This window comes from Paraburkholderia silvatlantica (assembly GCF_003096715.1).
GTDB classification, from domain to species: Bacteria; Pseudomonadota; Gammaproteobacteria; order Burkholderiales; family Burkholderiaceae; genus Paraburkholderia; species Paraburkholderia silvatlantica.
On the sequence record NZ_QEOL01000009.1, the window covers coordinates 48,372 to 74,218 of the forward strand.

At 64.1% G+C, this 25,847-nt stretch carries 19 protein-coding genes and 1 pseudogene; 12 read left to right on the top strand and 8 right to left on the bottom strand.

Annotated elements, in window-relative coordinates; translation table 11 throughout:
- Positions 1 to 15: 15 nt before the first annotated feature.
- Positions 16 to 1,314, bottom strand: a complete 1,299-nt coding sequence (locus C7411_RS14150; RefSeq protein ID WP_110384908.1) for an L-fuconate dehydratase — start codon at positions 1,312 to 1,314, stop codon at positions 16 to 18.
- An 85-nt stretch (positions 1,315 to 1,399) separates the two neighbouring features.
- On the opposite strand from C7411_RS14150, the gene C7411_RS14155 reads away from it, so the two are divergent.
- The 4 genes from C7411_RS14155 (at position 1,400) to C7411_RS14170 (ending at position 5,910) form a co-directional block, all read left to right on the top strand.
- Positions 1,400 to 2,161: a GntR family transcriptional regulator gene (locus C7411_RS14155; protein WP_110384909.1), complete on the top strand. Its 762-nt coding sequence runs from the start codon at positions 1,400 to 1,402 to the stop codon at positions 2,159 to 2,161.
- Positions 2,162 to 2,316: 155 nt separating this feature from the next.
- Complete coding sequence (locus tag C7411_RS14160) at positions 2,317 to 3,828, top strand: sugar ABC transporter ATP-binding protein (protein ID WP_110384910.1); 1,512 nt, start codon at positions 2,317 to 2,319, stop codon at positions 3,826 to 3,828.
- 19 nt (positions 3,829 to 3,847) lie between these two features.
- Positions 3,848 to 4,873: an ABC transporter permease gene (locus tag C7411_RS14165; protein WP_110384911.1), complete on the top strand. Its 1,026-nt coding sequence runs from the start codon at positions 3,848 to 3,850 to the stop codon at positions 4,871 to 4,873.
- Between the two features lie 95 nt (positions 4,874 to 4,968).
- A complete protein-coding gene (locus C7411_RS14170) occupies positions 4,969 to 5,910 on the top strand; it encodes an ABC transporter substrate-binding protein (protein ID WP_110384912.1) in 942 nt (313 codons plus the stop codon).
- Positions 5,911 to 6,039: 129 nt separating this feature from the next.
- Here C7411_RS14170 and C7411_RS14175 read toward each other — a convergent pair whose 3' ends face one another.
- Positions 6,040 to 7,485 (bottom strand): aldehyde dehydrogenase (NADP(+)), encoded by a 1,446-nt coding sequence (locus tag C7411_RS14175; protein ID WP_110384913.1) that lies wholly within the window; start codon positions 7,483 to 7,485, stop codon positions 6,040 to 6,042.
- Positions 7,486 to 7,503: 18 nt separating this feature from the next.
- The gene (locus C7411_RS14180; RefSeq protein ID WP_110385060.1) at positions 7,504 to 8,679 is read right to left on the bottom strand and encodes a fumarylacetoacetate hydrolase family protein; all 1,176 of its coding nucleotides are present in this window, start codon (positions 8,677 to 8,679) and stop codon (positions 7,504 to 7,506) included.
- A 224-nt stretch (positions 8,680 to 8,903) separates the two neighbouring features.
- Here C7411_RS14180 and C7411_RS38130 point away from each other — a divergent pair.
- The 8 genes and pseudogenes from C7411_RS38130 to C7411_RS14225 all read left to right on the top strand — a co-directional run.
- Positions 8,904 to 9,296 (top strand): annotated as a pseudogene (locus C7411_RS38130) (HAD family hydrolase); the annotation flags it as partial.
- Positions 9,224 to 10,414: a tetratricopeptide repeat protein gene (locus C7411_RS14190; RefSeq protein ID WP_110384914.1), complete on the top strand. Its 1,191-nt coding sequence runs from the start codon at positions 9,224 to 9,226 to the stop codon at positions 10,412 to 10,414. The pseudogene C7411_RS38130 and the gene C7411_RS14190, both read left to right, overlap by 73 nt.
- A gap of 219 nt (positions 10,415 to 10,633) precedes the next feature.
- Complete coding sequence (locus tag C7411_RS14195; RefSeq protein ID WP_110384915.1) at positions 10,634 to 10,834, top strand: hypothetical protein; 201 nt, start codon at positions 10,634 to 10,636, stop codon at positions 10,832 to 10,834.
- Between the two features lie 408 nt (positions 10,835 to 11,242).
- Positions 11,243 to 11,548 carry a DUF4148 domain-containing protein gene (locus C7411_RS14205; RefSeq protein WP_110384917.1) on the top strand — a complete coding sequence of 102 codons (306 nt, stop codon included), beginning with the start codon at positions 11,243 to 11,245 and terminating at the stop codon, positions 11,546 to 11,548.
- A 317-nt stretch (positions 11,549 to 11,865) separates the two neighbouring features.
- Positions 11,866 to 12,210, top strand: coding sequence for a septal ring lytic transglycosylase RlpA family protein (locus C7411_RS14210; RefSeq protein WP_243413156.1), 345 nt, complete (start codon positions 11,866 to 11,868; stop codon positions 12,208 to 12,210).
- Between the two features lie 637 nt (positions 12,211 to 12,847).
- Positions 12,848 to 14,134, top strand: coding sequence for an efflux RND transporter periplasmic adaptor subunit (locus tag C7411_RS14215; RefSeq protein ID WP_110384918.1), 1,287 nt, complete (start codon positions 12,848 to 12,850; stop codon positions 14,132 to 14,134).
- A gap of 11 nt (positions 14,135 to 14,145) precedes the next feature.
- Positions 14,146 to 17,361 carry an efflux RND transporter permease subunit gene (locus C7411_RS14220; RefSeq protein WP_110384919.1) on the top strand — a complete coding sequence of 1,072 codons (3,216 nt, stop codon included), beginning with the start codon at positions 14,146 to 14,148 and terminating at the stop codon, positions 17,359 to 17,361.
- Between the two features lies 1 nt (position 17,362).
- Positions 17,363 to 18,856 carry an efflux transporter outer membrane subunit gene (locus tag C7411_RS14225; protein WP_110384920.1) on the top strand — a complete coding sequence of 498 codons (1,494 nt, stop codon included), beginning with the start codon at positions 17,363 to 17,365 and terminating at the stop codon, positions 18,854 to 18,856.
- Positions 18,857 to 19,142: 286 nt separating this feature from the next.
- Here the strand turns inward: C7411_RS14225 and C7411_RS37495 are convergent, their stop codons facing one another.
- Genes C7411_RS37495 through C7411_RS14245 form a run of 5 tightly spaced genes read right to left on the bottom strand, consistent with a single transcriptional unit; the run spans position 19,143 to position 25,689 of the window.
- The gene (locus tag C7411_RS37495) at positions 19,143 to 20,003 is read right to left on the bottom strand and encodes an aldo/keto reductase (RefSeq protein ID WP_165822812.1); all 861 of its coding nucleotides are present in this window, start codon (positions 20,001 to 20,003) and stop codon (positions 19,143 to 19,145) included.
- A 20-nt stretch (positions 20,004 to 20,023) separates the two neighbouring features.
- On the bottom strand, positions 20,024 to 21,388 hold the full coding sequence (locus tag C7411_RS37500) for an aminotransferase (RefSeq protein ID WP_165822806.1): 1,365 nt from the start codon (positions 21,386 to 21,388) through the stop codon (positions 20,024 to 20,026).
- Positions 21,389 to 21,431: 43 nt separating this feature from the next.
- Entirely contained in the window at positions 21,432 to 22,904 is a 1,473-nt protein-coding gene (locus tag C7411_RS14235; protein ID WP_110384921.1) for an NAD-dependent succinate-semialdehyde dehydrogenase, read from the bottom strand.
- 31 nt (positions 22,905 to 22,935) lie between these two features.
- Positions 22,936 to 24,333, bottom strand: a complete 1,398-nt coding sequence (locus tag C7411_RS14240; RefSeq protein ID WP_110384922.1) for an aspartate aminotransferase family protein — start codon at positions 24,331 to 24,333, stop codon at positions 22,936 to 22,938.
- A gap of 57 nt (positions 24,334 to 24,390) precedes the next feature.
- On the bottom strand, positions 24,391 to 25,689 hold the full coding sequence (locus tag C7411_RS14245; RefSeq protein ID WP_165822807.1) for an NAD(P)/FAD-dependent oxidoreductase: 1,299 nt from the start codon (positions 25,687 to 25,689) through the stop codon (positions 24,391 to 24,393).
- Positions 25,690 to 25,847 lie beyond the last annotated feature (158 nt).

The window sequence follows — 25,847 nt, forward strand, 5'->3', positions numbered from 1 at the left end:
AAAAAAAATCCACCCCTAACTCCTCCAGGCCTCCCCCCCAGGAAAATGATATCGACCAAGCGATTCAGCAATCATCTCGATGCTATACCCAGGCCTCTGAGGCGGCATATACCGCCCATTACGAACGACAACAGGATCAACAAAATGCTCATGCAAATGATCGACATACTCGAGCACACGATTCTCGAGCGAAGCCGAAACGCACAAATAATCGAACAGCGAAATATGCTGCACGTACTCGCACAGCCCAACGCCACCCGCATGCGGGCAAACCGGCACACCGAACTTCGCTGCCATCAGCAGCACGACGATCACTTCGTTGAGTCCACCTAACCGACAGGCATCCACCTGACAAAAATCGATCGCCTGCGCCTGCAACAACTGCTTGAACATCACGCGATTGTGACAGTGCTCGCCGGTGGCAACCCCAATCGACCCCAAACGCCGGCGAATCTCCGCATGGCCGAGAATATCGTCGGGGCTCGTCGGCTCCTCGATCCACCACGGATCGAACTCCGCAAGCCGCCGCATGTTCGCCACCGCTTCGTCCACGTCCCACACCTGGTTGGCGTCCATCATCAGCTTCAGATTCTCGCCGATTTCCTCGCGCAGAATGCGCGCGCGCCGCACGTCCTCGTCGAGATTGCCGCCCACCTTCTGCTTGAAATGCGTCCAGCCCAGCGCCACACCCTCCCGCGCGAGGCGCCGGATCTTGTCGTCGTCGTAGCCCAGCCAACCAGCCGAAGTCGTATAGGCGGGATAGCCCTGCGCGAGCATTTCCGCTTCGCGCGCACCCTTGGTCGTCGCGTGGCGGTGCAGGATGGCCAACGCTTCATACGGCGTAATCGCATCGGTCACGTAGCGAAAATCCAGGCAGCGCACGAGTGCCTCGGGGCTCATGTCCGCGAGCAGTTTCCATACGGGCTTGCCAACCGATTTCGCCCACAGGTCCCATACCGCATTCACGACTGCCGCCGTAGCCAGATGAATCGCGCCTTTGTCAGGTCCGATCCAGCGTAATTGGCTATCCGAAGTGAATGCGCGCCAGAATGCGCCCATGTTCGCGGTAATGTCTTCGAGCCGCTTGCCGACGATGAGAGGCGCCAGTGCGTTGACCGCCGTTACGCAGATTTCATTGCCGCGCCCGATGGTGAACGTGAGGCCGTGCCCCGCGAATTTGTCTGGAGAATCGGTTTCGAGCGTGACGTAAGTCGCGGAATAGTCCGGCGCGGCATTCATGGCGTCGGAACCGTCGAGCGAACGCGAAGTGGGAAAGCGGATATCGCGAACGGACAGACTGCTGATCGTGGTCATTCGAACTCCCTCTGGAAGGGACGGCTTTCGGGTAGGGAAAACCAGGCGTTTGCACGCGTTGACAACGCTGAATCTGCTACCTAGCATGCTAGCATGTCTTCACAAAATCAAGCGCGCCGTGAACTCTTCATCTGAAGTGGCGAGTGTCGCCGGCAATCCTTATGTCGCACTGCAAAAGATCAGGGGCGGCGAGCATCGCAGCCTGACCGACGCGGTCGAGCAGGCACTGAGAGAAGCGATTGTGACGCTCGCGCTGGAACCCGGAATGATGATCGACAAAATGGCGGTCTGCGAACGTATGGGCGTGTCGCGCTTTCCGGTTTCCGCTGCGCTGGCGAAGCTCGCGCATGCGGGTCTCGTCGAAGTGTTGCCGCAGCGCGGAACGCGCGTCAAACCAATCGCGCTCGACGATATTCGCCAGCATCTGTTCATTCGCAGCGCGCTCGAAGTCGAAACGGTGCGCGGTGTCGCGCGCATGAAGGACAGTGCCACGATCGACGCACTGGCAGCCAATCTCGATGCGCAGCGCAAGATCGCCGGTAATGGCCAGCGGTTCGAGTTTCATGAGCTCGATCTGGCGTTTCATGAAATCCTGCTCGACGCAGTGAAGCTGCCGCGCGTGAAAGAGATCGTTGCGGTGTCGCGCAACGCGCTGGACCGCGCGAGGCAATTGCTGGCAAGTCCCGAGCGTCTCGTGCACACGCTCGACGAGCACGAACGGATTTTCGAGGCCATTCGCGCCGGCCGCGCCGACGCGGCGGCAAAAGCGATGCACGACCATCTCGACCAGGTGATCGAGGAATTGCACCGGTCCGCGAAAGAACGGCCGGATCTCTTTGCACCGTGAGCACGCCAGGGCCTGTTGACATTCATAACGAGCCCTGGTCTTACGTCGAGCAACGCCCGTCCTTCAACCACTATCGTGCAGCGCTGCAAGCCACGCCGCGCACGCAATCAGGAGGCTCCGGTAATGTGTCTGGCTTTTCTTCGCGGATTAGCGCCATGACGCCGCTCATTTCCGTCAACAAGCTGAGCAAGAGCTTTCCCGGCGTGAGAGCGCTTCACGAAGTGCAATTCGAACTCATGGCGGGCGAGGTGCACGCGCTGATGGGCGAGAACGGCGCGGGCAAGTCGACCTTGATGAAGATTCTCGCTGGCGTCTATACGCGAGATTCGGGCGACATTCTCTACGATGGCCAGCCTGTGGCGTTCGCGAGTCCGGGCGAGGCCCAGGCCGTGGGCGTCGGCATCATTCATCAGGAACTCCAGCTGATGAATCACTTGACCGTCGCGCAGAACATGTTCATCGGCCGCGAACCGCGCGGGCGTCTCTGGCTCTTTCTCGACGAAGACAAACTCAATGCGCAGGCGCGCGCGATTCTCGCCCGCATGCACGTGCCGCTCGACCCGCGCACCGTGGTCGGCTCGCTCACGGTCGCAAGCCAGCAGATGGTCGAAATCGCCAAGGCGCTGTCGTTCGATTCGCGCGTGCTCATCATGGACGAGCCGACTTCCGCGCTCAACGACGCGGAAATCGCCGAGCTTTTCCGCATCATTCGCCAGTTGAAAGAACGAGGCGTGGGGATCGTCTACATCTCGCACAAGATGGATGAACTCAAGCAGATTGCCGACCGCGTCACCGTGCTGCGCGATGGCGAGTACGTCGCCACCGTCGCGGCCGCCGATACGAGCGTGCAGGCCATCATCGGCATGATGGTCGGCAGAACGCTCGCCGATGCCGCACCGTATCAGGGTCCGGCGCACCAGGGCGAAGTCGCGCTCGAAGTGAAGCATCTGAACGCAGGCCCGCTCGTGAGGGATGTGAGCTTCACGTTGCGCAAGGGCGAAATACTGGGTTTTGCGGGACTCATGGGCGCGGGCCGCACCGAGGTCGCGCGCGCCGTGTTCGGCGCGGACCCGGTCGAATCCGGCGACATCTTCGTGAAAGGCGCGAAGGCATCGATCAAAACGCCGAGCGACGCGGTCGCGCACAGCATCGGGTATCTCTCCGAGGACCGCAAGCGCTTTGGTCTCGCGACAGGTATGGACGTCGAATCGAACATCGTGATGTCCAATCTCGGCAAATTCCTCTCGCTGAACGTGTTCCTGCGCCGCATGCAGATCCGCAAGACGGCGGCGCATTTCATCAGTCTGCTCGCCATTCGCACGCCTTCCGCGACGCAGCCGGTGCGTCTGCTTTCGGGCGGCAACCAGCAGAAGATCGTCATTGCGAAGTGGCTGGAGCGCGACTGCGACGTGCTTTTCTTCGACGAGCCCACGCGCGGCATCGACGTCGGCGCGAAAAGCGAGATCTACAAGCTGTTGCGCGCGCTCGCCGAACAAGGCAAGGCGATCGTGATGATCTCGTCGGAACTTCCGGAAATCCTGCGCATGAGCGACCGGATCGTAGTGATGTGCGAAGGCCGTATCACTGGCGAACTCTCCGCCAGCGAGGCGACCCAGGAGCGCATCATGCATCTCGCGACCCAGCGCGAAACCCTGCAAGCGGCATGAGCCTCAAGAGGTCGAATCCATGACTATGCAATCGGATACTGCGGCGCTGGCCGACCAGAAACGGTCGTCCGGTTTGAAGGCGCGCATTTTCTCGCCCACTGCGTTGCAGAAAATGCTGGCGTTCGCCAGCCTGATCCTGCTGCTGATCTTTTTCAGCTTCGCCTCGCCTGCCTTCATGCAGATGGACAACATCCTCGGCATTCTGCAGGCAACCGCCGTGAACGGCGTGCTCGCCATTGCGAGCACGTTCATCATCATCACAGGCGGCATCGATTTGTCGGTCGGCACGCTGATGACCTTTACGGCCGTGATTTGCGGCGTGTTTCTGACCTACTGGCATTTGCCGATGTGGATCGGCGTGCTCGCCGCAATCGGCACGGGGGCGGTGTGCGGAACCATTTCCGGCACGCTGACGGCGAAGATGAAAATCCCGCCGTTCATCGCTACGCTCGGCATGATGCTGCTGCTCAAAGGGCTCTCGCTCGTCGTCTCGTCCGACAAGCCCATCTATTTCACCGACACCGAAAACTTCTACATGATTTCACAGGACTCGCTGATCGGCTATTTCCTGCCCAGCGTGCCCGTGCCGAACGCCGTGCTGATCCTGTTCGTGCTCGCCATTATGAGTTCGATCGCGCTGAACCGCACGGCGCTCGGGCGCTATACGTTCGCGCTCGGCAGCAATGAAGAGGCCGTGCGCCTTTCCGGCGTGAATGTCGATCGCTGGAAGATCGCGATTTACGGTCTCGGCGGCGCGATCTGCGGTATTGCAGGGCTCTTGATCGCTTCGCGCCTGAACTCGGCTCAACCGGCGCTTGGCCAGGGCTATGAGCTGGAAGCCATCGCGGCGGTGGTGATCGGCGGCACGTCGCTGAGCGGCGGCTCGGGCACGATACTCGGCACCATCATCGGCGCGTTCATCATGAGCGTGCTGACCAACGGCCTGCGCATCATGTCGGTCGCGCAGGAATGGCAGATCGTGGTGACGGGCCTCATCATCATTCTCGCGGTTTACGCGGATATCCTGCGCCGCAAGAAGCGCTAGAAGAGGAGACGGCAGGAGCACGGAAAGAACGGGGAGTCGAACAGGGCTCCCGCAACGGCTGGAGGTCTATGGCCCACCTTAGGAGGAGAAATGTCATGTTGAAAAGAAAACTGATCGGTGCCGTGATCGGAGTGGGCGCGCTCGTGGGCGCGTCCAGCCTGACTTACGCTGAGGAACCCTATATTCCGATCATTTCGAAGGGATTTCAGCATCAGTTCTGGCAAGCCGTGAAATCCGGCGCGGAACAGTCGGCGAAGGCGAACAACGTCAGGATCACGTTCGAAGGTCCTGAAACCGAGGCCATGGTCGACAAGCAGATCGACATGCTTTCGGCCGCGCTCGCCAAGAAGCCGCAGGCGCTCGGCATTGCCGCGCTCGACAGCAAGGCCGCCATTCCGCTGCTCAAACGCGCGCAGTCCAGCAAGATCCCTGTGATTGCGTTCGACTCGGGCGTCGACAGCGATATTCCGCTCACGACCTGCGCCACGGACAACCTCGCCGCCGCCGCGCTCGCCGCCGACAAGATGGCGGAGATGATCGGCAATTCCGGTGAAGTCGGCGTGATCGTGCACGACCAGACGAGCCGCACGGGTATCGACCGGCGCGACGGCTTCCTCAATGAGATGAAGACGAAGCATCCGGGCATCAAGATCGTTTCCGTGCAGTACGGGGCGGGCGACCACCTGAAGTCGGCGGAAATCGCCAAGGCCATGATTCAGGCGAATCCGAACCTCAAGGGCATTTTCGGCGCCAATGAAGGCTCGGCGGAAGGCGCGGCGATCGGCGTGAAGGAGTCGGGCAAGAAGCTGGTGCTGATTGGCTTCGACTCGGGCAAGGAGCAGAAGGAAGCTATCATGTCCGGCCTGATGGCGGGCGCGATCACGCAGAACCCGGTCGGCATCGGCAAGTGCGTCGTCGATTCCGCGGCGAAGGCGTTGAAGGGCGAAACGCTGCCGAAGAAAATCGACACGGGCTTTTACTGGTACGACAAGACCAATATGAGCGACCCGAAGATCGCGGCGGTGCTTTACGACTGATTGGTATTGGTGCGAGTCATGCGCAACGGTCGGCGTCGCTGGGAAAGATAGAGACCCAACGCTGAAAGGAGACCGGATTCGACATCCGGTCTCCGCTTCTTTTAACGCTTCGATCCTGCTTGTGCTGCCTTATGCCGTTGCCGTTCCACTCGTCGCGGCAATCGCCCACTGCGGTGCATCCTGCAACGCAACGGGGCGCAGGAAACGCTCGATCGCCGCATAGCCCACGGAGGTGGTGTGCGGCTGCGTCGAAGCGGGCCACGGGCCGCCGTGCTGCTGCGCATCGCACACGGCAACGCCAGTTGGCACACCGCCGAACAGCACGCGCCCTGCGATACGTTGCGCAGCCGTTGCGAGCGCGCGATTGGCCGGCGTATCGGCCTGCGCGCCCCACAGCGTGACCGTGAGCGAACCTTCCACCGCGCCGAGCACGTCGAGTGTCTGCGCTTCGTCGCGCACCTTCACGATCAGCGCGGCCGGGCCGAACATCTCTTCGTGCAGCGCCGCGTTGGCGATGAACGTCTGCGCGTCGGTTTCGAACAGACGCGGCGCGGGCGCAGCGGCTTCTTCGTCGTGCGCCGGCGCGGCGAGACGCACGCTCACGCCCGCCTGGCTCGCGATATGCGCGGCGGCGCTTTCGAAACCGTGACGCATCGCGGCCGTGAGCATGGCGTGCGGCTTTTGCGCGGACAACGCTTGTGCCAGCGCATGCGCAAAGCGCTCACCATCGGCGTCGTCGCGCACGACGATCACCCCGGGGCTCGTGCAGAACTGCCCGCAGCCCATCGTGATCGAGGCGGCGAGGGTCGCGGCAGGCGTGTCGACGCCGTCCGCGAGTGCGTGCGGCAGCACGACGAGCGGATTGATCGAGCCGAGTTCGCCATAAAACGGAATCGGCCGGCGACGCGCATTGGCCGCGCGCCACAGGGCCACGCCACCCTGATAGGAGCCCGTGAACGCCACCGCCGCGACATCGGCATGACCGACGAGGTACACGGCCGCTTCGCGCGAAGCCTGATCGACGAACGCGATCACGCCCTCCGGCAGGCCCTGTTCGCGCAGCACGCGCTCAGCGAGCGCATGCACGCGGCGCGACAGTTCGGGATGGCCCGGGTGCGGCTTCACAATCACCGTGCACCCCGCAGCGAGCGCCGAGGCCGTATCGCCGCCGAGCACCGAGAACGCAAACGGGAAATTGCTCGCCGAGAACATGGCGACAGGTCCGAGAGGCAGTTGCACACGCGTGAGGTGAGGGCGGCCTGCGGGCGGCGCGCCGGGCACGGCTGCGTCGTCGACGTGGCGATTGGCGATGCCCGCTTCCACGCGCTCGGCAAAGCCGCGCAGCTGAAACGCGGTGCGCGCGAGTTCGCCATTCAAGCGTGCGGCGCCAAGCGACGTTTCTTCGTCGGCGATCGCGACGAGCTGGGCGGCGTCGCGCTCGAGCGCGTCGGCGAGGCCGCGCAGCAGGGCGCTGCGCACGGCACGCGAAGCGGCGCCGTAAAAGGCCTGGGCTTCGTGTGCGAGCGCGGCGGCTTCGTCGATACGCGCGAACGTCGCGTTGTTTTCTGTCTGCATTACGGCATCCACTCCAGATTAAAAAAGACCGCGCTCGGCGAGATTGGCATAAAGGGCGCGTACGCCGAACGTCCACGGTTCGATTTCGGTGCAAAGGCGCACGGTGTTGACGATGGCGCCAAGCGGCGGCGCGCTGATCGTGACGCGGTCGCCGAGGTGATGCGTGAAGCCGCCGCCAGGCGCATCGCGGTCCTTGATCGGCGAGAACATCGTGCCGAGGAACAGCATGAAACCGTCCGGATACTGATGGTGGCGGCCCCACGCCTGCGAAACGAGATCGAGCGGGTCGCGGCTGATTTCCTGCATATGGCTCACGCCTTCGAGCAGGAAGTTGTCGCCGGCGCCTTCCACGCGCAGCGAGACGCTGGTGGTGCGAACCGTGTCGAGCGTGAAGTGTTCGTCGAATAGACGAATGAACGGACCGATCGCGCACGAGCCGTTGTTGTCCTTGCATTTGCCGAGCAGCAGGGCCGAGCGGCCTTCGATATCGCGCAGATTGACGTCGTTGCCGAGCGTCGCCCCAACCACCTCGCCCCGGCTGTTGACCGCGAGGACAATCTCGGGTTCGGGGTTATTCCACGCCGAGGCGGGATGCAGGCCGATATCGGCGCCGAAGCCCACCGCGGACATCGGCTGGGATTTCGAGAACACCTCGGCGTCAGGACCGATGCCGACCTCCATGTATTGCGACCACGCTCCACGGCGCTGAAGTTCCTCCTTCAGCTTGCTCGCGGCCTCGGAACCCGGCTTGATCTTCGAAAGATCGGCGCCGATCAGTTTCGTGATCTCGGTGCGCACGTCCTGTGCCTTGGCGGGATCGCCGCCGGCCTGTTCTTCGATCACGCGCTCCAGAAGACTCACCGCGAACGTCACGCCGCAGGCCTTGATGGCCTGCAGGTCACACGGCGCGAGCAGCCAGGGGCGATCCGCGGGGCGATCGCCCGCGAAGCTGTGTTCGAGCAGCGCCTCTACGGTGCCGAGCGGCTCGCCGGGCGTATGCCGCACGACATCGAGCAGATCGTCGTAATCGAACAAGTCGGCGGTGGTGGGCGCCGCCTCCGAAATATCGAAGACCATGCCGCCGCGCACGACGACCACGCAGGGTCCGTCGCCCTCCGGGGTGGGCCGCCAGACACGGCCGACGAGCAGCGCGCTATCGAGATCGTGCGGGAGATAAGCGGATGTTGAGGACATGGCGGGCGTTTCGGAGTGAGCGTGGCGACACGCATCGTAGGGCGGATGCGCGTGCGCGTCCAAAGGAAGGTCTCTTTGTCCAACTGGCTGGACGATCGTGCCGCCCCCGCCGACAGTGAGCAAGAACCCCGCTCAAGTGCTTCAATGTACGTTGCGCCGCCTTTGCCGGTTGGCCCTGGCGCTTCACCCTGTCGTGCTTCGATCCACTGCTCACCCTGGCCCCTATGACGAACCGTACCGAAATCAAGGCTCTTGTATTCGACGTCTTCGGCACCGTTGTGGACTGGCGAAGCGGCGTCGCGAGGGAAGCCGCCGCGTTTTTGCACCGCCACGCACCGCACCTCGACGCTTTCGAGTTCGCCGACGCCTGGCGACGCGAGTATTCGCCTGCCATGGAGGAAATCCGCAGCGGCCGCCGGTCTTACGTGCGCCTCGACGTTCTGCATCGCGAGAACCTCGTGAAGGTGCTGGCGCGCAGCGGTATTGCCGGCGTGACGGACGCCGAGATCGGCGAACTCAACCTGGCCTGGCATCGTCTCGATCCATGGCCGGACGCGCTCGGGGCACTGAATCGCCTGAAACGCCGCTTCATCATCGCCCCCTTTACGACGAGGAACTCGACGCGTATCGGCGGGCGATCGAACTCAAGCCGAATTTCGCCGCCGCGTACGTCAACCTGGGCGTCGCGTTGCGCGACCTGCATCGCTTCGACGACGCGCTGCGCCAGTTCAAGAAGGCATTGTCGATCGACACGAACGACGCAGGTGCGCGCACCAATCGCGCGCAGACCAATCTGCTGCTCGGCGAATTCGAGCACGGCTGGCGCGAATACGAATGGCGCTGGCGCGACGGCACGATGACGCACGATTTCCCCGACGCGACGCAGTGGAAGGGCCAGCCGCTCGCGGGCAAGACCGTGCTCGTGCATGCGGAACAAGGTCTCGGCGACACGTTGCAGTTCGTGCGCTTCGTCGAGCGCCTGCACGCGAAGGGCGCGAACGTGATCGTGCGCGTGCAGGACGCGCTGTTGCCGTTGCTCCAGAATGTGGCGGGCGCGGCCAGCGTAATCGGCGATTCGTCTGCGCTGCCCGCGTTCGACTACCACGTGCCGATGTTGAGCCTGCCGCACGCACTCGCGCTGCGCGAGGCGGATTTCGCGGCTTCGGGCGCGTATCTGGGCGCGGACGCCGACGCTGCGGCGCGCGCGTCGTGGTCCGACGTCATCGGCACCGGTGACGTCGGCGATCGGCGGCTGCGTGTGGGCCTCGTCTGGTCGGGCAGCACGACGCACGTGAACGATCGCAATCGCTCGATGCCGCTTGCGGCACTCCTGCCGCTTTTCGACGCCGACGTGCGTTTCGTGTCGCTGCAAAAAGAACTGCGCGAGCGCGACCGCGTGTGCATGGATGAACTCGTGCAGCGCGGCCGGCTGATCGACGCCGGCGCGCGCCTCACGACGTTTTCGGCAACGGCGTCGCTCGTCGCGCAACTCGATCTGGTGATCGCCGTCGATACGGCGGTTGCCCATCTGGCGGGCGCGCTCGGCAAGCCCGTGTGGATTGCGCTGCCGTTCACACCGGACTGGCGCTGGCAGCTCAATCGCGACGACAGCCCGTGGTACGCCAACGCGCGTCTGTTCCGCCAAACGCGCCGCGGCGAGTGGGCCGACGTGGTGATCTCGGTGCGCACGGCGATCGACGCGCGGATCGCCGCGAGCGAGGCAACCCACGAATGATCGCAACAGGCCGGCTGCCACGAACCGCAGCCGGCCTGTTGGAGATTGCCCAACATCGCCCGGCCAGGTGATGGTCGCGCCCAGACTCGCGTCATCGCGATGCACGTTGGCAAGGGCGCCGCGCGGATCGCTCCGGAATGGCATGACATGTGCATGGCGTGTTGCAAGCGGCTCGCCGCTTGACTGTTCCTGCTACCGTCCTGTTCGAGGAGACCCCTCATGACCACACTCACCATCCGCGATCTTCAAAAATCGGTAGAACTCGATCACCGGGAAATGGCCAGGTTCCAGGGCGGCCGGATCAAAATCGTCGGCCAGCACCCCGGCTCACTGCTCACGTCCGCCGACGGCGACCCCGTTGGCGTATATGTCGACGGCGTGCTGGAAAACTCCGTCGGCGACGGCTACTACCACGGCTGAGCGTCCAACGACACACGGAGCGTGCAAGCGCCGCGGCGTAACCGGGGAGACCGACGTGGACCCGACCTGGCTGGGTATGGCTGCCGGCACGATCGTGCTTGCGATCGCTGCGGCCGGCGTGACGGCGCACTACCTCCGTGAGCGCCGCCGCGCCGATTTTCTGCGCAATTTCGATCATCACGCATGGTGGCAACGGACCCACGGTGCAGCCTGCGCTTCAGGTGGAGTCGACGCAGGTCGCCGGGCAGTGCAAACAAGAACGTGGCGGACACAACGAACGGGGAATCAGGCCTCCGTCAAGTCATGGAGGTCCGCGGGGGCGCGGGAAAATTGGCGATAGCGTATTGAACCTGCGCATCGGTTCACGCTTTTCGCTCCCTACGTGGCAATCGTTAGAGGAACTTCATCATGAAATCCCTTGGTAAAATTTTCGTTATCCTTAGTATTATGGCAGCCCCTGCCGTCTCGTTCGCACAATCGAACAGCGCCGTGACGCCTGAGCAGGTCCGCGCCGAGCTTGTCCAGCTCGAACAGGCGGGGTACCGCCCAGGTGACGGCGACAACACCAGCTACCCAGCCGATATCCAGGCTGCCGAAGCACGCGTTGCCGCGCAGAACGGCGCGAGCGGTTACGGCGGGATGGCAGGCAGTACGTCGGCGTCCGGGGCACCCGCCGCCGGTGACAGCATGAAGCCGATTTACTTCGGTCAATAAGCGATGGTGTTGACGAGCCCCTTCCTCCGATCGAAGGGGCGCTTTTCGGGAACCTGCCAAAAAATGAGGGCCGGATTTACGAGACCATTGCATGGAACCTGAAAAGTTGCCAGCATTTCGTGTCGACCGGGAACGCGGTATGCTCAGCGCCTTTGAGAGCGTTGAGCCATCGCTCATTGACTGACATGTGGTCCACGATGCCATCACTACGCTATTTGAGCGTTTTCGCAATCTGTGCGTTGTTCACAGCGTGCGGACAGATGGCGTCCCGGCAAGCAGCGTGCAGGGGCGAGTCCTGCCATCTGCGGCACGAGGCGATGCAATCCGGCGAGGCATCCTGGTACGCGGAGAAGTTCCAGGGACATGAGACCGCAAACGGAGAACGCTTCAATACCGGCGCATTCACGGCTGCCCATCGAACCTTGCCGCTCGGCAGCTATGTGCGTGTCAGATCGGTGGCAACCGGAAAGTCGGTCGTGGTGCGCATCAACGATCGCGGACCCTACGTGAAAGGCCGAATCATCGATCTCTCGTATGCCGCGGCAAAAGCGCTGGGATTGACCGAAGCACGGTCGATGCAGGTGCAGATTGAACGCGCAGGGAGCACGCCGAACGCACAGACGGCGTCGGACAGCGACGGAATCCTGGCGACAGGAAGGTGACGTAAGGGAGCGCGTCAAGGCACGCGCCAGTCGCCACATCTTCGGCTTCAACGCCACAACGGCCACGAGACCGAGCGCGATGCCGATCATCGCATAGAGCACCGGCGCCAGTGGCGAGCCCATGACCGGCATTATCGCTGCGAAGACGGCGAAGTCGAACCACTCCATCGCATTGGCCAGCACGGTGGCGGTGACCCGGTGTTCGTTGCGCGCCGTGAACAGCAAAAGGCGTGCGCAGCAGGATATCGGACCAAAGTCCCATTGTTTTTGCCCTGGACCGCTACCAAACTTCACGACTACGAGTGCCGTGACAATGCGGCCCGATAGCCGGGCGCCGGGCGGCTCCGGTGGCGCTTTCGAGCGCGCCCGATGCCCGACGCCCCAGCCAGAGGACGAAAAATCATGCCGGTCATTGCGTAAATCAACGGGCGCGATGTATCGAGGAAGTCATAACCGGCATGGACATTTCGTCCAGGAGCGGCAAGCCGGCTAGCCCTGTCCTGGCCGGCGTCGCATCGAGCGCAGGGTACGGATCCTTGCTGGTCCGGATCGCGAACAGTAAGCGGGCAACGAAAAGGCGACCATGGCGCGCGCACCGGGGCGAAGCGCAGGTCCGGCGCGTTGCGGGAGGCCATTCATGAGCGGACCGTTTTTTCCCGGGCATCGACCGTTACCCCGGGTTGCGGCACGCCGGCACCGCCTGCCGCTAATCCTCGTCGCCGTTGCCCTGACGCTCTTCGCCGGCTGCAAGAAGGCAGCGGGGCCGCCGGCGCTCGGCGCACCGGAAGTCACGGTGATGACGGTCACGGCTCAGGACACCCCGGTCCAGCTCGAGTTCACGGCACAGACGCAGAGTTCGCGTGAAGTCGAAATTCGTGCTCGCGTGGACGGCTTTCTCGACCGGCGGACGTATTCCGAAGGCGACAAGGTGAAGGCCGGCCAGACGATGTTCCTGATGGATCCGAAGCCGTTTCAGGCCGCGCTGCAGACGGCGCGGGGCGAGCTTGCGCAGCAGCAGGCGCGGCTCACGGTAGCACAGCAGAATCTCGCCCGGGTCAAGCCGCTCGCCGCGCAGCAGGCATTGAGCCAGAAGGATCTCGACGACGCGGTTGGCAACGAGAAGCAGGCCCAGGCCGCGGTGATTTCGGCGCAAGGGCAGGTGGAGACCGCGGAACTCAATCTCGGCTACACGACAATCAAGTCGCCGCTGGATGGACTCGCGAGCTACGCAAGACAGCAGGACGGCAGCTATCTGATCGCCAATTCATCTGGTCTCCTTACGTTTGTCTATCAGCTCGATCCGATCTGGGTGAACTTCAGCATTTCCGAAAACGAAATGCTCCACTTTCAGGACGAAATTGCGGCCGGCAAGCTGATCTTTCCGCCGAACAGCGAGTTCGTGGTGGCCGTGATCCTCGCCGACGGCACGGAGTTTCCGCAGCACGGCACCATCAGCTTTGCGAATCCGGCGTTCAGCACCGACACGGGTACGTTCCTCGTGCGGGCCACACTCGCGAACCCGAAGGGTACGCTGCGGCCGGGGCAGTTCGTGCGCGCGCGCGTGTCGGGCGCGACGCGGCCGAATGCGATCCTCGTGCCGCAACGGGCAGTGCTGCAGGGCGCCAGGAGCCACTTCGTATGGGTTGTGGACAATGAGTCGAAGGCCAGACAGCGGGTGGTCGAAGTCGGCGACTGGAGCGGCGACAACTGGTTCATCAACGATGGCCTGAAGTCCGGCGAGCGCATCGTGGTGGACGGCGCGATCCGCGTCGTGCCCGACGTGCCGCTCAAGATTGCCGGGACGCTCCCCTCGACGCAGACCGGCGGCAAGGCGATCGTCGAGAAGGGTGGCGCGTCGGCGCCACAGGTTAGCGGGGGCGAGCGAGCGACGGTGCCGGCCAAAACCGGCGGTGCGTCGCAGTAAGAGGCGACTCGATGAATATCTCGCACTTCTGCATCGACCGACCCATCTTCGCGTCCGTCATCTCGATCGTGATCACGCTCGGCGGCGCATTGACGATGCTCGCGCTGCCCATCGCGCAGTATCCGGACGTCACACCGCCGCAGATCACGGTCTCCGCGACCTACCCGGGGGCCAGCGCGGACGTCGTGGCGAACAATGTGGCCGCGCCGATCGAGCAACAGGTCAACGGTGCGGACAACATGATCTACATGTATTCGTCCGGCTCGTCGACTGGCAACTACACGCTCAACGTGTTCTTCGGTATCGGCACCAATCCGGAACTCGCCCAGGTCGACGTGCAGAACCGCGTGAACCTCGCGCTGCCTCAACTGCCTCAGCAGGTGCAGTCGCAGGGCGTCCAGGTCCAGAAGAAGTCGAACGCCTTCATGATGGTGATCGCGATCTACTCGCCAGACGAGCGCTTCGATCCGACCTATATCGCGAACTACGCGAACGTCTACGTGCTCGACACGCTCAAGCGGATTCCGGGCGCGAACCAGTCGTCGATCTTTGGCACGCCAGATTATGCGATGCGGATCTGGCTGAAGCCCGATCGCATGGCGCAGCTCGGCATCACCGCCGGCGACGTGCAGAATGCCGTGCGGGCCCAGAACCAGCAATTCGCGGTCGGCACCGTCGGCCAGGCGCCAACCGGCAACCCGGTCGAGCAGTCGTTCGCGGTGACGACCACCGGGCGGCTCGCGACGCCTGCCGAGTTCGACAACATCATCATCCGCGCAGCAAGTAACGGCGCGGCGATCGTCCGCCTGAAAGACATCGGCCGGGCCGAGCTGGGTCAGAAGAGCTATTCGAACCGCACCACCTACCAGGGCAAGCCGGCGACGATCATAGCGGTCTACCAGCAGCCGGGCGCGAATGCGCTCGACGTCTCGAAGCAGGTGCGCGAGACGCTTGCGGAGCTCAAGACTTCATTTCCTGAAGGGCTCGACTATCAGGTCGCGATGGATACAACGGAATTCACGCGTGCGTCGATCGCCGACGTGGTCCATACGTTCTTCGAAGCGCTCGTGCTGGTGGTGATCGTCGTGTACGTGTTTCTGCAGAGCCTGCGCGCGACGCTCATTCCGGTGCTGGCCGTACCGGTGTCGATCGTCGGCACGGCGATGGGGATGGCGGCGCTGGGTTTTTCGATCAACATGCTGACGTTGTTCGGGATGGTGCTCGCCATCGGCATCGTCGTGGACGACGCGATCGTCGTGATCGAGAACGTCGAGCGCAACATGACCGTGTTCAAGCTCAGCCCGAAAGACGCCGCCAAGCGAGCGATGGACGAGGTATCGGGCCCGGTCATCGCGATCGTGCTCGTCATGTGCGCCGTGTTCGTGCCGGTTGCGTTCCTTGGCGGCATCACCGGACAGTTGTACAAGCAGTTCGCGATCACGATTGCGATCTCGGTGGTGTTCTCGGGCATCGTGGCGCTCACGCTGTCGCCGGCGCTTGCCGCCATCCTGCTCAAGCCCGCGCACCATGAGAAAAAGGGCTTCTTCCGGTGGTTCGACCATCAGTTCGAGCGCATGACGGCCGGCTACGGGCGCGCCGTGCAGTTCATGATCCGGCGCTACGTGCTGGGCCTCCTCGTTTTCGGGGCCGTGATCGTGCTCGCCGTCATGATGGGCAAGTCGATCCCGGGCGCTTTCCTGCCGCCCGAGGACCAGGGCTATCTGCTTGGCGCGATCGTCATGCCAGATGCGGCGAGCCTCGACCGGACCGCGGACGTGGGCGACAAGGTCACCGACTATTTCATGAAGCAGGCGGCGGTCAGCAGCATCACGATCGTGAACGGCTACAGTCTGCTCGACAGCCAGAACAAGAACAACGCGGGCACGTTCTTCGTCGGCCTGAGGGGTTTCGACGAACGGTACAAATTCTCGAACATCAGGGAGCAAAACGCGCGCGCGGTGCTGATCAAGGCTTACGAAACGCTCTCGAAAATTCAGGAGGGCCTCGTCATCCCGGTGAATCCGCCGTCCATTCCGGGTCTCGGTACGACAGGCGGCAGCGAGATGTGGATCGAAAGTCACGGAGACGGTTCGATTCAGCAACTCGCGGGCGTCGTACAGGACTTCATGGCGAAGGCGAGGGCGCGCCCCGAGCTGACCGGCGTGACCACGACGTTCAACGCGAGTTCGCAGCAGTTGCTCGTGAACGTCGACCGCGACCAGGCGGAGACGCTCGGCGTGCCGGTCGAAGAGGTGTACAGCGCCATGCAGACGATGTTCGGCTCGCTTTACGTGTCGCAGTTCAACAAGGACGCGCGGCTCTGGCAGGTGATCGTTCAGGCCGACCCGCGCTACCGGCTCACGCCCGCCGACCTCGACCAGATCTACGTGCGCAGCCGCTCGAACAACATGGTGCCGATCAAGGCGGTGATGACTTACAAGTACGTCACGGGACCCGATCTGATCACGCGCTTCAACAACTTCCCGGCGGTGAAGATTACGGCAAATGCGGCGCCGGGCTACAGTTCGGGCCAGGTGATCGGCACCTTGAAGGAACTCGCCGCGCAGATGCCGCCGGGCTACGGCGTAGGGTGGAGCGGCGAGGCGTTCGAAGAGATCAAGTCGGGTTCGACCGGGGGGCTCGTGTTCGTGTTCGGGATCGTCATGGTATTCCTGATCCTCGCCGCGCAATACGAGAAGTGGTCGCTGCCGCTCGGCGTGCTCATGGCGGTGCCATTCGCCCTGTTCGGCGCGCTGCTCGCGATTCTGCTGCGCGGCCTGAACAACGACGTCTACTTCCAGATCGGGCTGACCATGTTGATCGCGCTCGCCGCAAAGAACGCGATCCTGATCTTCGAGTTTGCGGTGCTGAACCGGGAGGCGGGCAAGACACCATACGACGCCGCGCTGATCGCGGCGGAAGAACGCCTGCGGCCGATCGTGATGACGTCGCTTGCGTTCATCCTCGGCTGCGTGCCGCTCGCCATTGCGCTCGGCGCCTCGCAAAACAGCCGCCATTCGATCGGCACAGGCGTGATCGGCGGGATGCTGGGTGCAACCGCGATCGCCGTGTTCTTCATTCCGATGTTCTACTGGGGGATCGAGTCGCTTGGCTCGGGCAAGGGCGGCGGCAAGGACACAACCGTGCCTGGCAGCGGAACGCCGCCGGCGTCCGGCGGCCCTGGCTCGCCGACCGTCACGCCGTCCGCGCGGCACGAGGACGACTGAGATGCGTGCCACAGCCTTCGCGCGCGTCGCGGCGCCAGTCCTGCTCAGCGGGATGCTGAACGGCTGTCTGCTCGGCCCTGACTATGAGCGGCCCAAAGTGGACGTGCCGGCAACGTACCGGTTTGCGTACCCGGAAGCGGCAGACGTTGCCAACACCGCGTGGTGGGAGCAGTTCGACGACCCGGTGCTGAACGGCCTGGTGAAGACCGCGCTCGAGAACAACCTCAACGTGAAGCAGGCGGCTGCGCGTGTCGACGAGTTCATGGGCCAGTTCGTGAGCACGCGCTCGGCGCTGTTCCCGCAGGCGAGCGCCGGTTTCAGCGCGGCGCGCGAGCGCGCATCGCAGAACGGGCCGACGCCGATACCGGCCGGCGTCTCGCCGGTCTTCAACGAGTTCCAGGCGAGCGTGTCGGCGTTCTGGACCATCGACCTGTTTGGCCAGGTACGGCGCGAAACCGAGGCGGCGCGTGCCAACGTGAACGCCGCCGAACAGAGCCGCCGCGCGACGATCCTGACGCTCGTCGCATCGGTCGCGACGTCCTATATCACGCTGCGCAGCCTCGACGCGCAACTCGAAATCGCGCAGAGCACAACCGTGAGCCGGGCCGATTCCGTGCATGTGTTCACGCTGCGCCAGCAGTTCGGCCAGACCTCGGATATGGAGCTTGCACAGAGCCAGTCCGACTATGCGGCGACGAAGGCGACCATCCCGCAATTCGAGCAGCAGATCGCGCAGCAGGAAGACGCGCTCTCGGTGCTGCTCGGCAGCAATCCGGAGCCGATCCTGCGCGGCCGCGCGCTGGTGGATCTGTCGACGCCCGCCGTGCCTCAGGGTATGCCTTCGGATCTGCTCGAACGCCGGCCGGACCTGCTGCAGGCCGAGCAGAACCTCGTCGCGCAAAATGCGCTGATTGGCGCGGCGCGCGCACTGTATTTCCCGCAAATTTCACTCACGGGGCTGTTCGGATCAGTGAGTACGCAGTTCTCGAGCCTCTTCACGGGACCTGCGCGGGTATGGTCGTTTGCCGGCTCGGCAGCGATGCCGCTGTTTACGGGCGGCAACATTTACGGCCAGAACCAGCAGGCCGACGCGCGTCAGCAGGAGGCGCTGTTCGCCTACGAAAATGCGGTCAAGGTTGCGTTCCAGCAGGTCGACGACGCGCTGATCTCGGTGCAAAAGTCACGCGAGCAGTTTGAGATTCAGAGCCAGCAGGTCGAATCGCTGCGCAAGTATCTGCGGCTTGCGCGGCTGCGCTACGAGGGCGGCTATACGAGCTACCTCGAGGTGCTCGATGCCGAGCGCAATCTGTTCAACGCGGAACTGCAGCAGACTCAGACCCGGGCCGCGACGCTGACGAATCTCGTCAACCTCTATATGGCGATGGGCGGCGGCTGGGTCGTACAGGCGGAGCAGATGACCGTGCCGCAGCCGGCGAGCGGTTCAGCGCCGGTGCAGCCGGCAACGGCGGAACCTGTTGCGCAGGTGCCGCAATGATCGTCGGGCAGCAAATGGATGAGCCGCGCTGAGGAGAGTCGGATCGCAAGGAGCGTGGTGCTGGGAACGGGGTTATTTTTTATTTGACATAATGCAAATTATCGCATTTTTGACTTGTAGTGGCTAAGTTCAAATGTCCGCTTTTGACCAAGTTCAAATGTCCGATTCGCGTTCGTCGTAAGCTTGCCGCCCGCTGGAGGATCCAGCTTCGGGGAGCTTCGATGCCGATATCGAGCACCACGGCAAGCCAGGCGCGCTGTACAGCGACAAGGCGAGCCCCTGACGATTAAGCTGCTCTGCCGTGGTCACACGTCGCACCATTTGACGCAGCATCCCATTCCGGCGACCAGGCAGCCTTGCTAACCCGCCCGTCCGGCCGTGCGAGCCCGGCGATCGCGCGCATATCGTCGCCGCTCAGCGCGAAATCGAATACGTCGATGTTTTCGGCGATGCGCCGCGGATTGCCCGATTTCGGTAATGCGGCCACACCCGGCTGCTGGATCAGCCAGCGCAGCAGGATCTGCGAAACCGATTTGCCGTAGCGCGCAGCGATCCTGGCGACCGACGGATCCTGCAGCAGTCGGCCGCTGCCGAGCGGCGTATGCGCGACGAACGTGATGCCGTGCTTCGCACATGCCGCGAGGACCTTGCGCTGGTTCAGATACGGGTGGTACTCGCACTGATTCACCGACAGCGGTACCGGCGACGAGGCAACCGCGCGCTCCAGCCACGCCACCGGGAAATTCGATACGCCGATCTTGCGCGCCCGGCCCTGCCGGTGCGCTTCGGCCAGCGCGTCGAGCGTCTCCTCGAGCGGAATGTCGGGGTTTGGCCAATGGATCAACAGCAGATCGACGTAATCGAGTTTCAGCGCGGCGAGGCTGCGTTCCACCGATTGCCGCAGCGCGGGCGCATGCAGGTCGGTCCACCAAACCTTGGTGGTCACGAATAGCGAGTCGCGCGCGATGCCGCTTTGGCGGATGCCTTCGCCGACCGCCGCTTCGTTCTGATAGCGCGGCGCCGTGTCGATATGGCGATAGCCGCTTTCGATCGCGCTGCGCACCGCGCGCACGCCGTCGTCGTGTTCCGATTGCCAGGTGCCGAGGCCGATCGCCGGAACGGCCAGCGGTTGTGTGTCGGTATTCATCGTGGTGCTCACCAGTTTCGTCAAGACAGCACTTCGTCGAGTGCCGCCGCCATGCGACTCACGATCTCGTCGGCGTCATCGTGCGTTGTAATCAGCGGCGGCGCGAAGCCGACGATATCCGTGCCGAGCGCGCGAATCAGCAAGCCGCGCTCGCGCGCCGCCGCGACCACGCGCGCGTTGATCCGCTGATCGGCGGGAAAGCGCTCGCGCGCGGCGGGATCGCGCATCAGCTCGACCGCCAGCATCATGCCGACGCCGCGAATGTCGCCGACCGCGTGGTGCGTGCCAAGCGTCGCGCGCAGCCGTTCGAGCAGATAGCCGCCGACGTCGCCCGCGTTCTGCACCAGCCCTTCGCGCTCGATGATGTCGAGATTCGCGAGCGCGGCCGCCGCGCCGAGCGGATGTCCCGAGTAGGTCCAGCCGTGGCCCATCATCCCCTGCTCGCGCGATCCGCGCATCAGCACGTCCCAGAACGCCTCGCCGACCACCACCGCCGATAGCGGCGCGTAGCCGCTCGTCAGGCCCTTCGCGAAGGTCACCAGATCGGGCGCGATGCCGAAGCGCTCGCAACCGGTGCGCGCGCCGAGACGGCCGAATCCGCACACCACTTCGTCGGCGATCAGCAGGATGTCGTGACGCCTGAGCAGCGCCTGCACCGCGGGCCAGTAGCCGGCTGGCGGCGGCACGATACCACCGGTGCCGTTCATCGGTTCGGCGATGAACGCCGCGATCGTGTCCGCGCCCTCGCGCTCGATCAGCGCTTCGAGTTCGGCGACGCATTGTTCGGTGAAACGCGCTTCGCTCATGGCGGGATCGGGGCGGCGATAGTAGTCCGGACACATCGCACGAATCACGCGGTCGAACGGCGCATCGAAATTGGCGTGATACACCGGTAGCCCGGTCAGGCCGCCGGTCACGATGCCGGAGCCGTGATACGCCCGGTCGCGCGCGATGATTTTCTTTTTGTTCGGGCGGCCGAGGATGTTGTTGTAGTACCAGACGAGTTTGATCTGCGTTTCGTTGGCGTCCGATCCGGACATGCCGTAGTACACCTTGATCATGCCCGGCGGCGCCCACTGCTCGATCAGCCGTTGCGACAGTTCGATCGCCGGTGCGTGGCCCGCGCCCTGGTAGCTGTGGTAGTACGACAGCCGCTTGCACTGCTCCGCGATCCGCACGGCGATTTCCTCGCGGCCATAGCCGACGTTCACGCAATACAGACCCGCGAAGCCGTCGATGTACTCGCGGCCTTCGACGTCGGTGAGCCGGATGCCGCTCGCGCGATCGACGATCAACGGCGGCAGCGCGCCGCTCGCGTGATCGAAGGCGTGCGTGCCCGGATGGAAATAGTGGCGGCGATCGGCCTCTTCGAGCGTGCTCAACATGTCCTCCTGTACGCCATCGAGGCAACCGATGAAGATGAAAAGATCAAGCGAGTCCCCCCTGGCACACGTACTTGATCGCCAGATAGTCGTCGAGGCCGTAGCGCGAACCTTCGCGGCCATAGCCCGATTCCTTGATGCCCCCGAACGGCGCCGCCTCGCTCGACACCGCGCCCTCGTTCACGCCGATCACGCCCGCTTCCAGCGCCGCCGACACGCGCTCGATGCGCCGCATGTCCTGCGTATAGAAGTACGCGGCGAGGCCATATGGCGTGTCGTTGGCCGTGCGAATCACCTCGGCTTCGTCGTCGAACGAAAAGAGCGGCGCGACCGGCCCGAAGGTTTCCTCGTTGCAGAACAGCATGTCGCTCGACGCATCGACGAGCACGGTCGGCGCGTAGAAGTTGTCGCCGAGTTCAGACAACCGCCGGCCGCCCGTCAACACTTTCGCGCCGCGCTCGACCGCGTGATCGACGTGACGCGCGATCTTTTCCACCGCGCGCGCGTTGATCATCGGACCGATCTGCGCGGACGGATCGGCGGCGGCGGCAACCTTCAACGCGCCGACGCGCTCGGCCAGCATCGACGCGAAACGGTCATACACCGACGCGTGCACGTACACGCGATTCGGGCACACGCAGGTCTGCCCGCCATTGCGGAATTTCGCGGCGATCACGCCGTCGACTGCGGCAGAGAGATCGGCGTCCTCGAACACGATGAACGGCGCGTTGCCGCCGAGTTCGAGCGACAGCTTCTTCAGCGTGCGCGCCGAATCGCGCGCGAGCAGCTTGCCGACCGCGGTCGAGCCGGTGAACGTGATCTTGCGCACGCGCGAGTCTTCGAGCCAGTCGGCCACCGCTTCGATGCCGCTCTCGCGCGACGCCGCGATCACGTTGAGCACACCGTCCGGCACGCCCGCTTCCTGCGCGAGCAGCGCCAGCGCGAGCGCGGTCAGCGGCGTGTCCTCGGCCGGCTTGGCGACCACCACGCAGCCCGCCGCGAGCGCGGGCGCAATCTTGCGAGCGATCATCGCGAGCGGAAAGTTCCACGGCGTGATGGCCGCGACGATCCCGACCGGCTCCTTCACCGCCGTCATCCTCTTGCCGCGCTGCTGCGGCGGCAGGATGTCGCCGTGAACGTGCGCGGCTTCGTCGGCGAACCACGCGACGTAGCCCGCGCCATACGCCACTTCACCGCGTGCTTCCGCCAGCGGCTTGCCTTGTTCCGACGACATCAGCCGCGCGAGGTCCTCGGTATTCGCGACGATCAGCGCGTGCCAGCAGCGCAGGATTTCGGCGCGCTCGCGCGGCAGCCTTGCGCGCCATGCGGGAAACGCGGCATGCGCGGCATCCGTGGCGGCGCGCGCGTCGGCGGCGTGGCTGTCGGGAATGCGCGCGAGCGTGTCGCCGTTGGCCGGATTGGCGACGGCGAAGGTGCGGCCGCTCGCGGAGGGCAGCCAGCGTCCGCCGATCAGGTTGGCGTCGCGAACGAGGTCGGAACGGGTCAGCAATTCGATCATGTGAATGTCTCTCTGCGATGGCGACGCGGGCTCAGACGGCCGCGCGCTGGCGCAGCGCGGCGCGCACGTCGGCGGCGTCGAGCACGTCGTCGAGGGTTTGGCGCACGCGGCGGAACATCTCGGCGCATTCGTCCTCGCTCAGACACAGCGCGGGCGCGAAGCCGAGGATGTTGTCGCCGAACGCACGGAACACCACGCCGTTGCGATAGGCGGCCTGCGCGATGCGGCCCGGCAGCTTCAGCGAGGCGTCGAACGGCGCGCGAGCCGTTTTGTCGGCGACCAGTTCGAGTGCGCCGAGCAGACCGCGATGGCGCGAATCGCCGGCGAGCGGATGGTCGAGCAGCGCGTCGAGGCCCGCCGCGAACTGCGGCGCTCGCGCGGCGGCGTTGGCGAGCAGCCCCCCTTCGTGATAGAGGCGAATGACTTCGAGGCCGATCGCCGCGCTGACCGGATGCGCGGAGTAGGTCTGACCGTGGCCGACCGGCGCGTCGGGCGGCGCCGCTTCGGCGATCGCCGAATAGATCGCCTCGCTCATCAGCACCGCCCCCATCGGCGCGTAACCGGCGGTCAGCCCCTTCGCGATCGTCATCAGATCCGGCTCGACGTTTTCGTCCTGACACGCGAACAGCGGACCCGTACGCCCGAATCCGGTGATCACTTCATCGGCGACGAACAGGATGCCGAGCCGCTCGCACGCGTCGCGCATCGCCCTCAGCCACCCGCGCGGCGGGACTATCACGCCGCCCGAACCCTGGATCGGTTCGCAAAAGAACGCGGCGACGTTGTGCGCGCCGCCGAGTGCTTCGACCTTGTTTTCGAGCGCTTTCACCGACGCGGCGATGATCGCCTGTGGATCGTCGGGCGTCGCGCTGCGGTACGGATACGGCGACGGAATGTGATGCTGGTTGCCAAGCGGCAGATCGAAGTTGCGGTGAAACGCGGGCAGCGCAGTGAGACCCGAGCCGAACGACGACGAGCCGTGATAGCCGCGCTCGAGCGCGATGAAGTGCTTTTTCCGCGGCTTGCCGAGTGCATTGTAGTAATGCGTGATGAAACGCACCGCCGAATCGACCGCATCCGATCCGCCGAGCGAAAAGTACACGCGCGTCAGCGACTTCGGCGCGAGCGACACGAGCTTGTCCGCCAGTTCGATCGCGGGTTCGGAGCCGAAGTGGAAATAGCCGGTGGCGTACGGCAGTTTCGCCATCTGTCTGCTCGCCGCCTCGACGATGCTTTGCTGGCCGTAACCGGTGTTCACGCACCACAAGCCCGCGAAGGCGTCGAGCAGTTCGTTGCCGTCGGCGTCGCGCAGCCACACGCCCTTGCCCGATTCCAGGATCGTAACGCCACGCGCTTCGTGCGCGCGATAGTCGACCACCGGATGAATCAGATGTCGACGGTCGGATTCTACGAGATCGTGCTGGTTCATAAGTTTTCCTGAAATGGCAGACGCGAGACGCGCATCCGGGGCCTCGCGGGTTGATCGTCAGTAGATGATGTTCGGCGCGAGCGTTTCTCCCGTCATGAAACGCCGATGTGCCAGGTGTTTCAGATCGTCGGACATCCTGCCCGTCGCGATCGCCTCGGCCAGCATGCGCCCCGCGCCGAGCGCACTGCTGAAGCCGTGTCCGCTGAAACCCGTACAGAGATACACGCCGGGATGCTCGCTGCACTCGGAGACCACCGGAATGCCGTCGGGCGTGTTGTCGATCGCCCCGCCCCACGCGATATCGACTTTCGACGGATCGAACTGCGGAAACACCTTCTGCGCCTCGTCGTACGCCGATCGCACCAGCGACAAATCCGGCGCCGGATCGAGCACGCGATTGCGCACGAAAGGCGATCGTCCGAGATGCAGGTAGCTGAACTCGTTCCACAGCTGCCGGAAGAACTCGCCGCCGAACCGCACCTTGATGCTGTTGCGGCGGCTCGCATAAAGCCCTTTGAAACGCATGCCGTAGCGCAGGCTGTTGGGCACCACGTGGACAGTGCCGCGCCCGCTCTTCGCGAGGGTATAGCCGCCGTCGGCCCGCTCGCGCAAGGCGAATTCCGGCGTTTTCAGCGGCCCGTTGAATGCGAGCCGGATGTCGCTGCATGACTTCGACGCAGACGAATACACATTGAGCGTCGGCAGCACGATCTTGTGCTTCAGGCAAAACAGCGACGACCACGCGCCGGCAGCGATCACGACCGCATCGGCGCGCACGCGGCCACGCTCGGTTTCGATGCCCGCGACGCGCCCGCCTTCGATCAGCAGATCGTTGACGGCGCAGTGCTGCAGGATCGATACGCCTTGCACGGCGGCGCGCTGCGCGAGTAATGGAATCGCGCACGACGGATCGGCGTAACCGTCGTCGAAGGTGCGTACGCCGCCGATCCACGGCTCGCCGCCATCGGCGTAGACGCGATTGGCCTGCTCGCGCGACAGCATCTCGGCGGCGACGCCGCTTCTGCGCGCGAAATCGAACCAGGCCTGCCAACCCGCCAGTTCCGCTTCGCTGCGTGTGACGAAGGTGATGCCGGTCTTGCGGAAACCCACGTCCGCGCCGATTTCGTCGGCCAGACCGGTCCAGCGCTCGACGCTCAGTTTCGCCATGCCGAGTTCGCGCAGATCGCGGCCAAGCGTGCGGCACCAACCCCAGTTGCGGCTGCTCTGCTCGGCGGCAACGCGGCCTTTTTCGAACAGCGCGACGCGCTTGCCGAGCCGGTTGAGTTCGTAGGCGGTCGCCACACCCGCCGCGCCGCCGCCGATCACCGCGACGTCGACGTGCCTGGGCAACGTCATGTCGGTGTCGATTTTCAATAACGGTTGTTTCACTTTCGAGCGGGACCTCTGGAAAATGCGTGCAGTAGAACGTTGAAGTGAGGTCGTAGTGTAGGAACCCATGTTCGCGATGACAAATTCACAAATATTCGGAGGACATCCTTTTTTGATATGGTGAG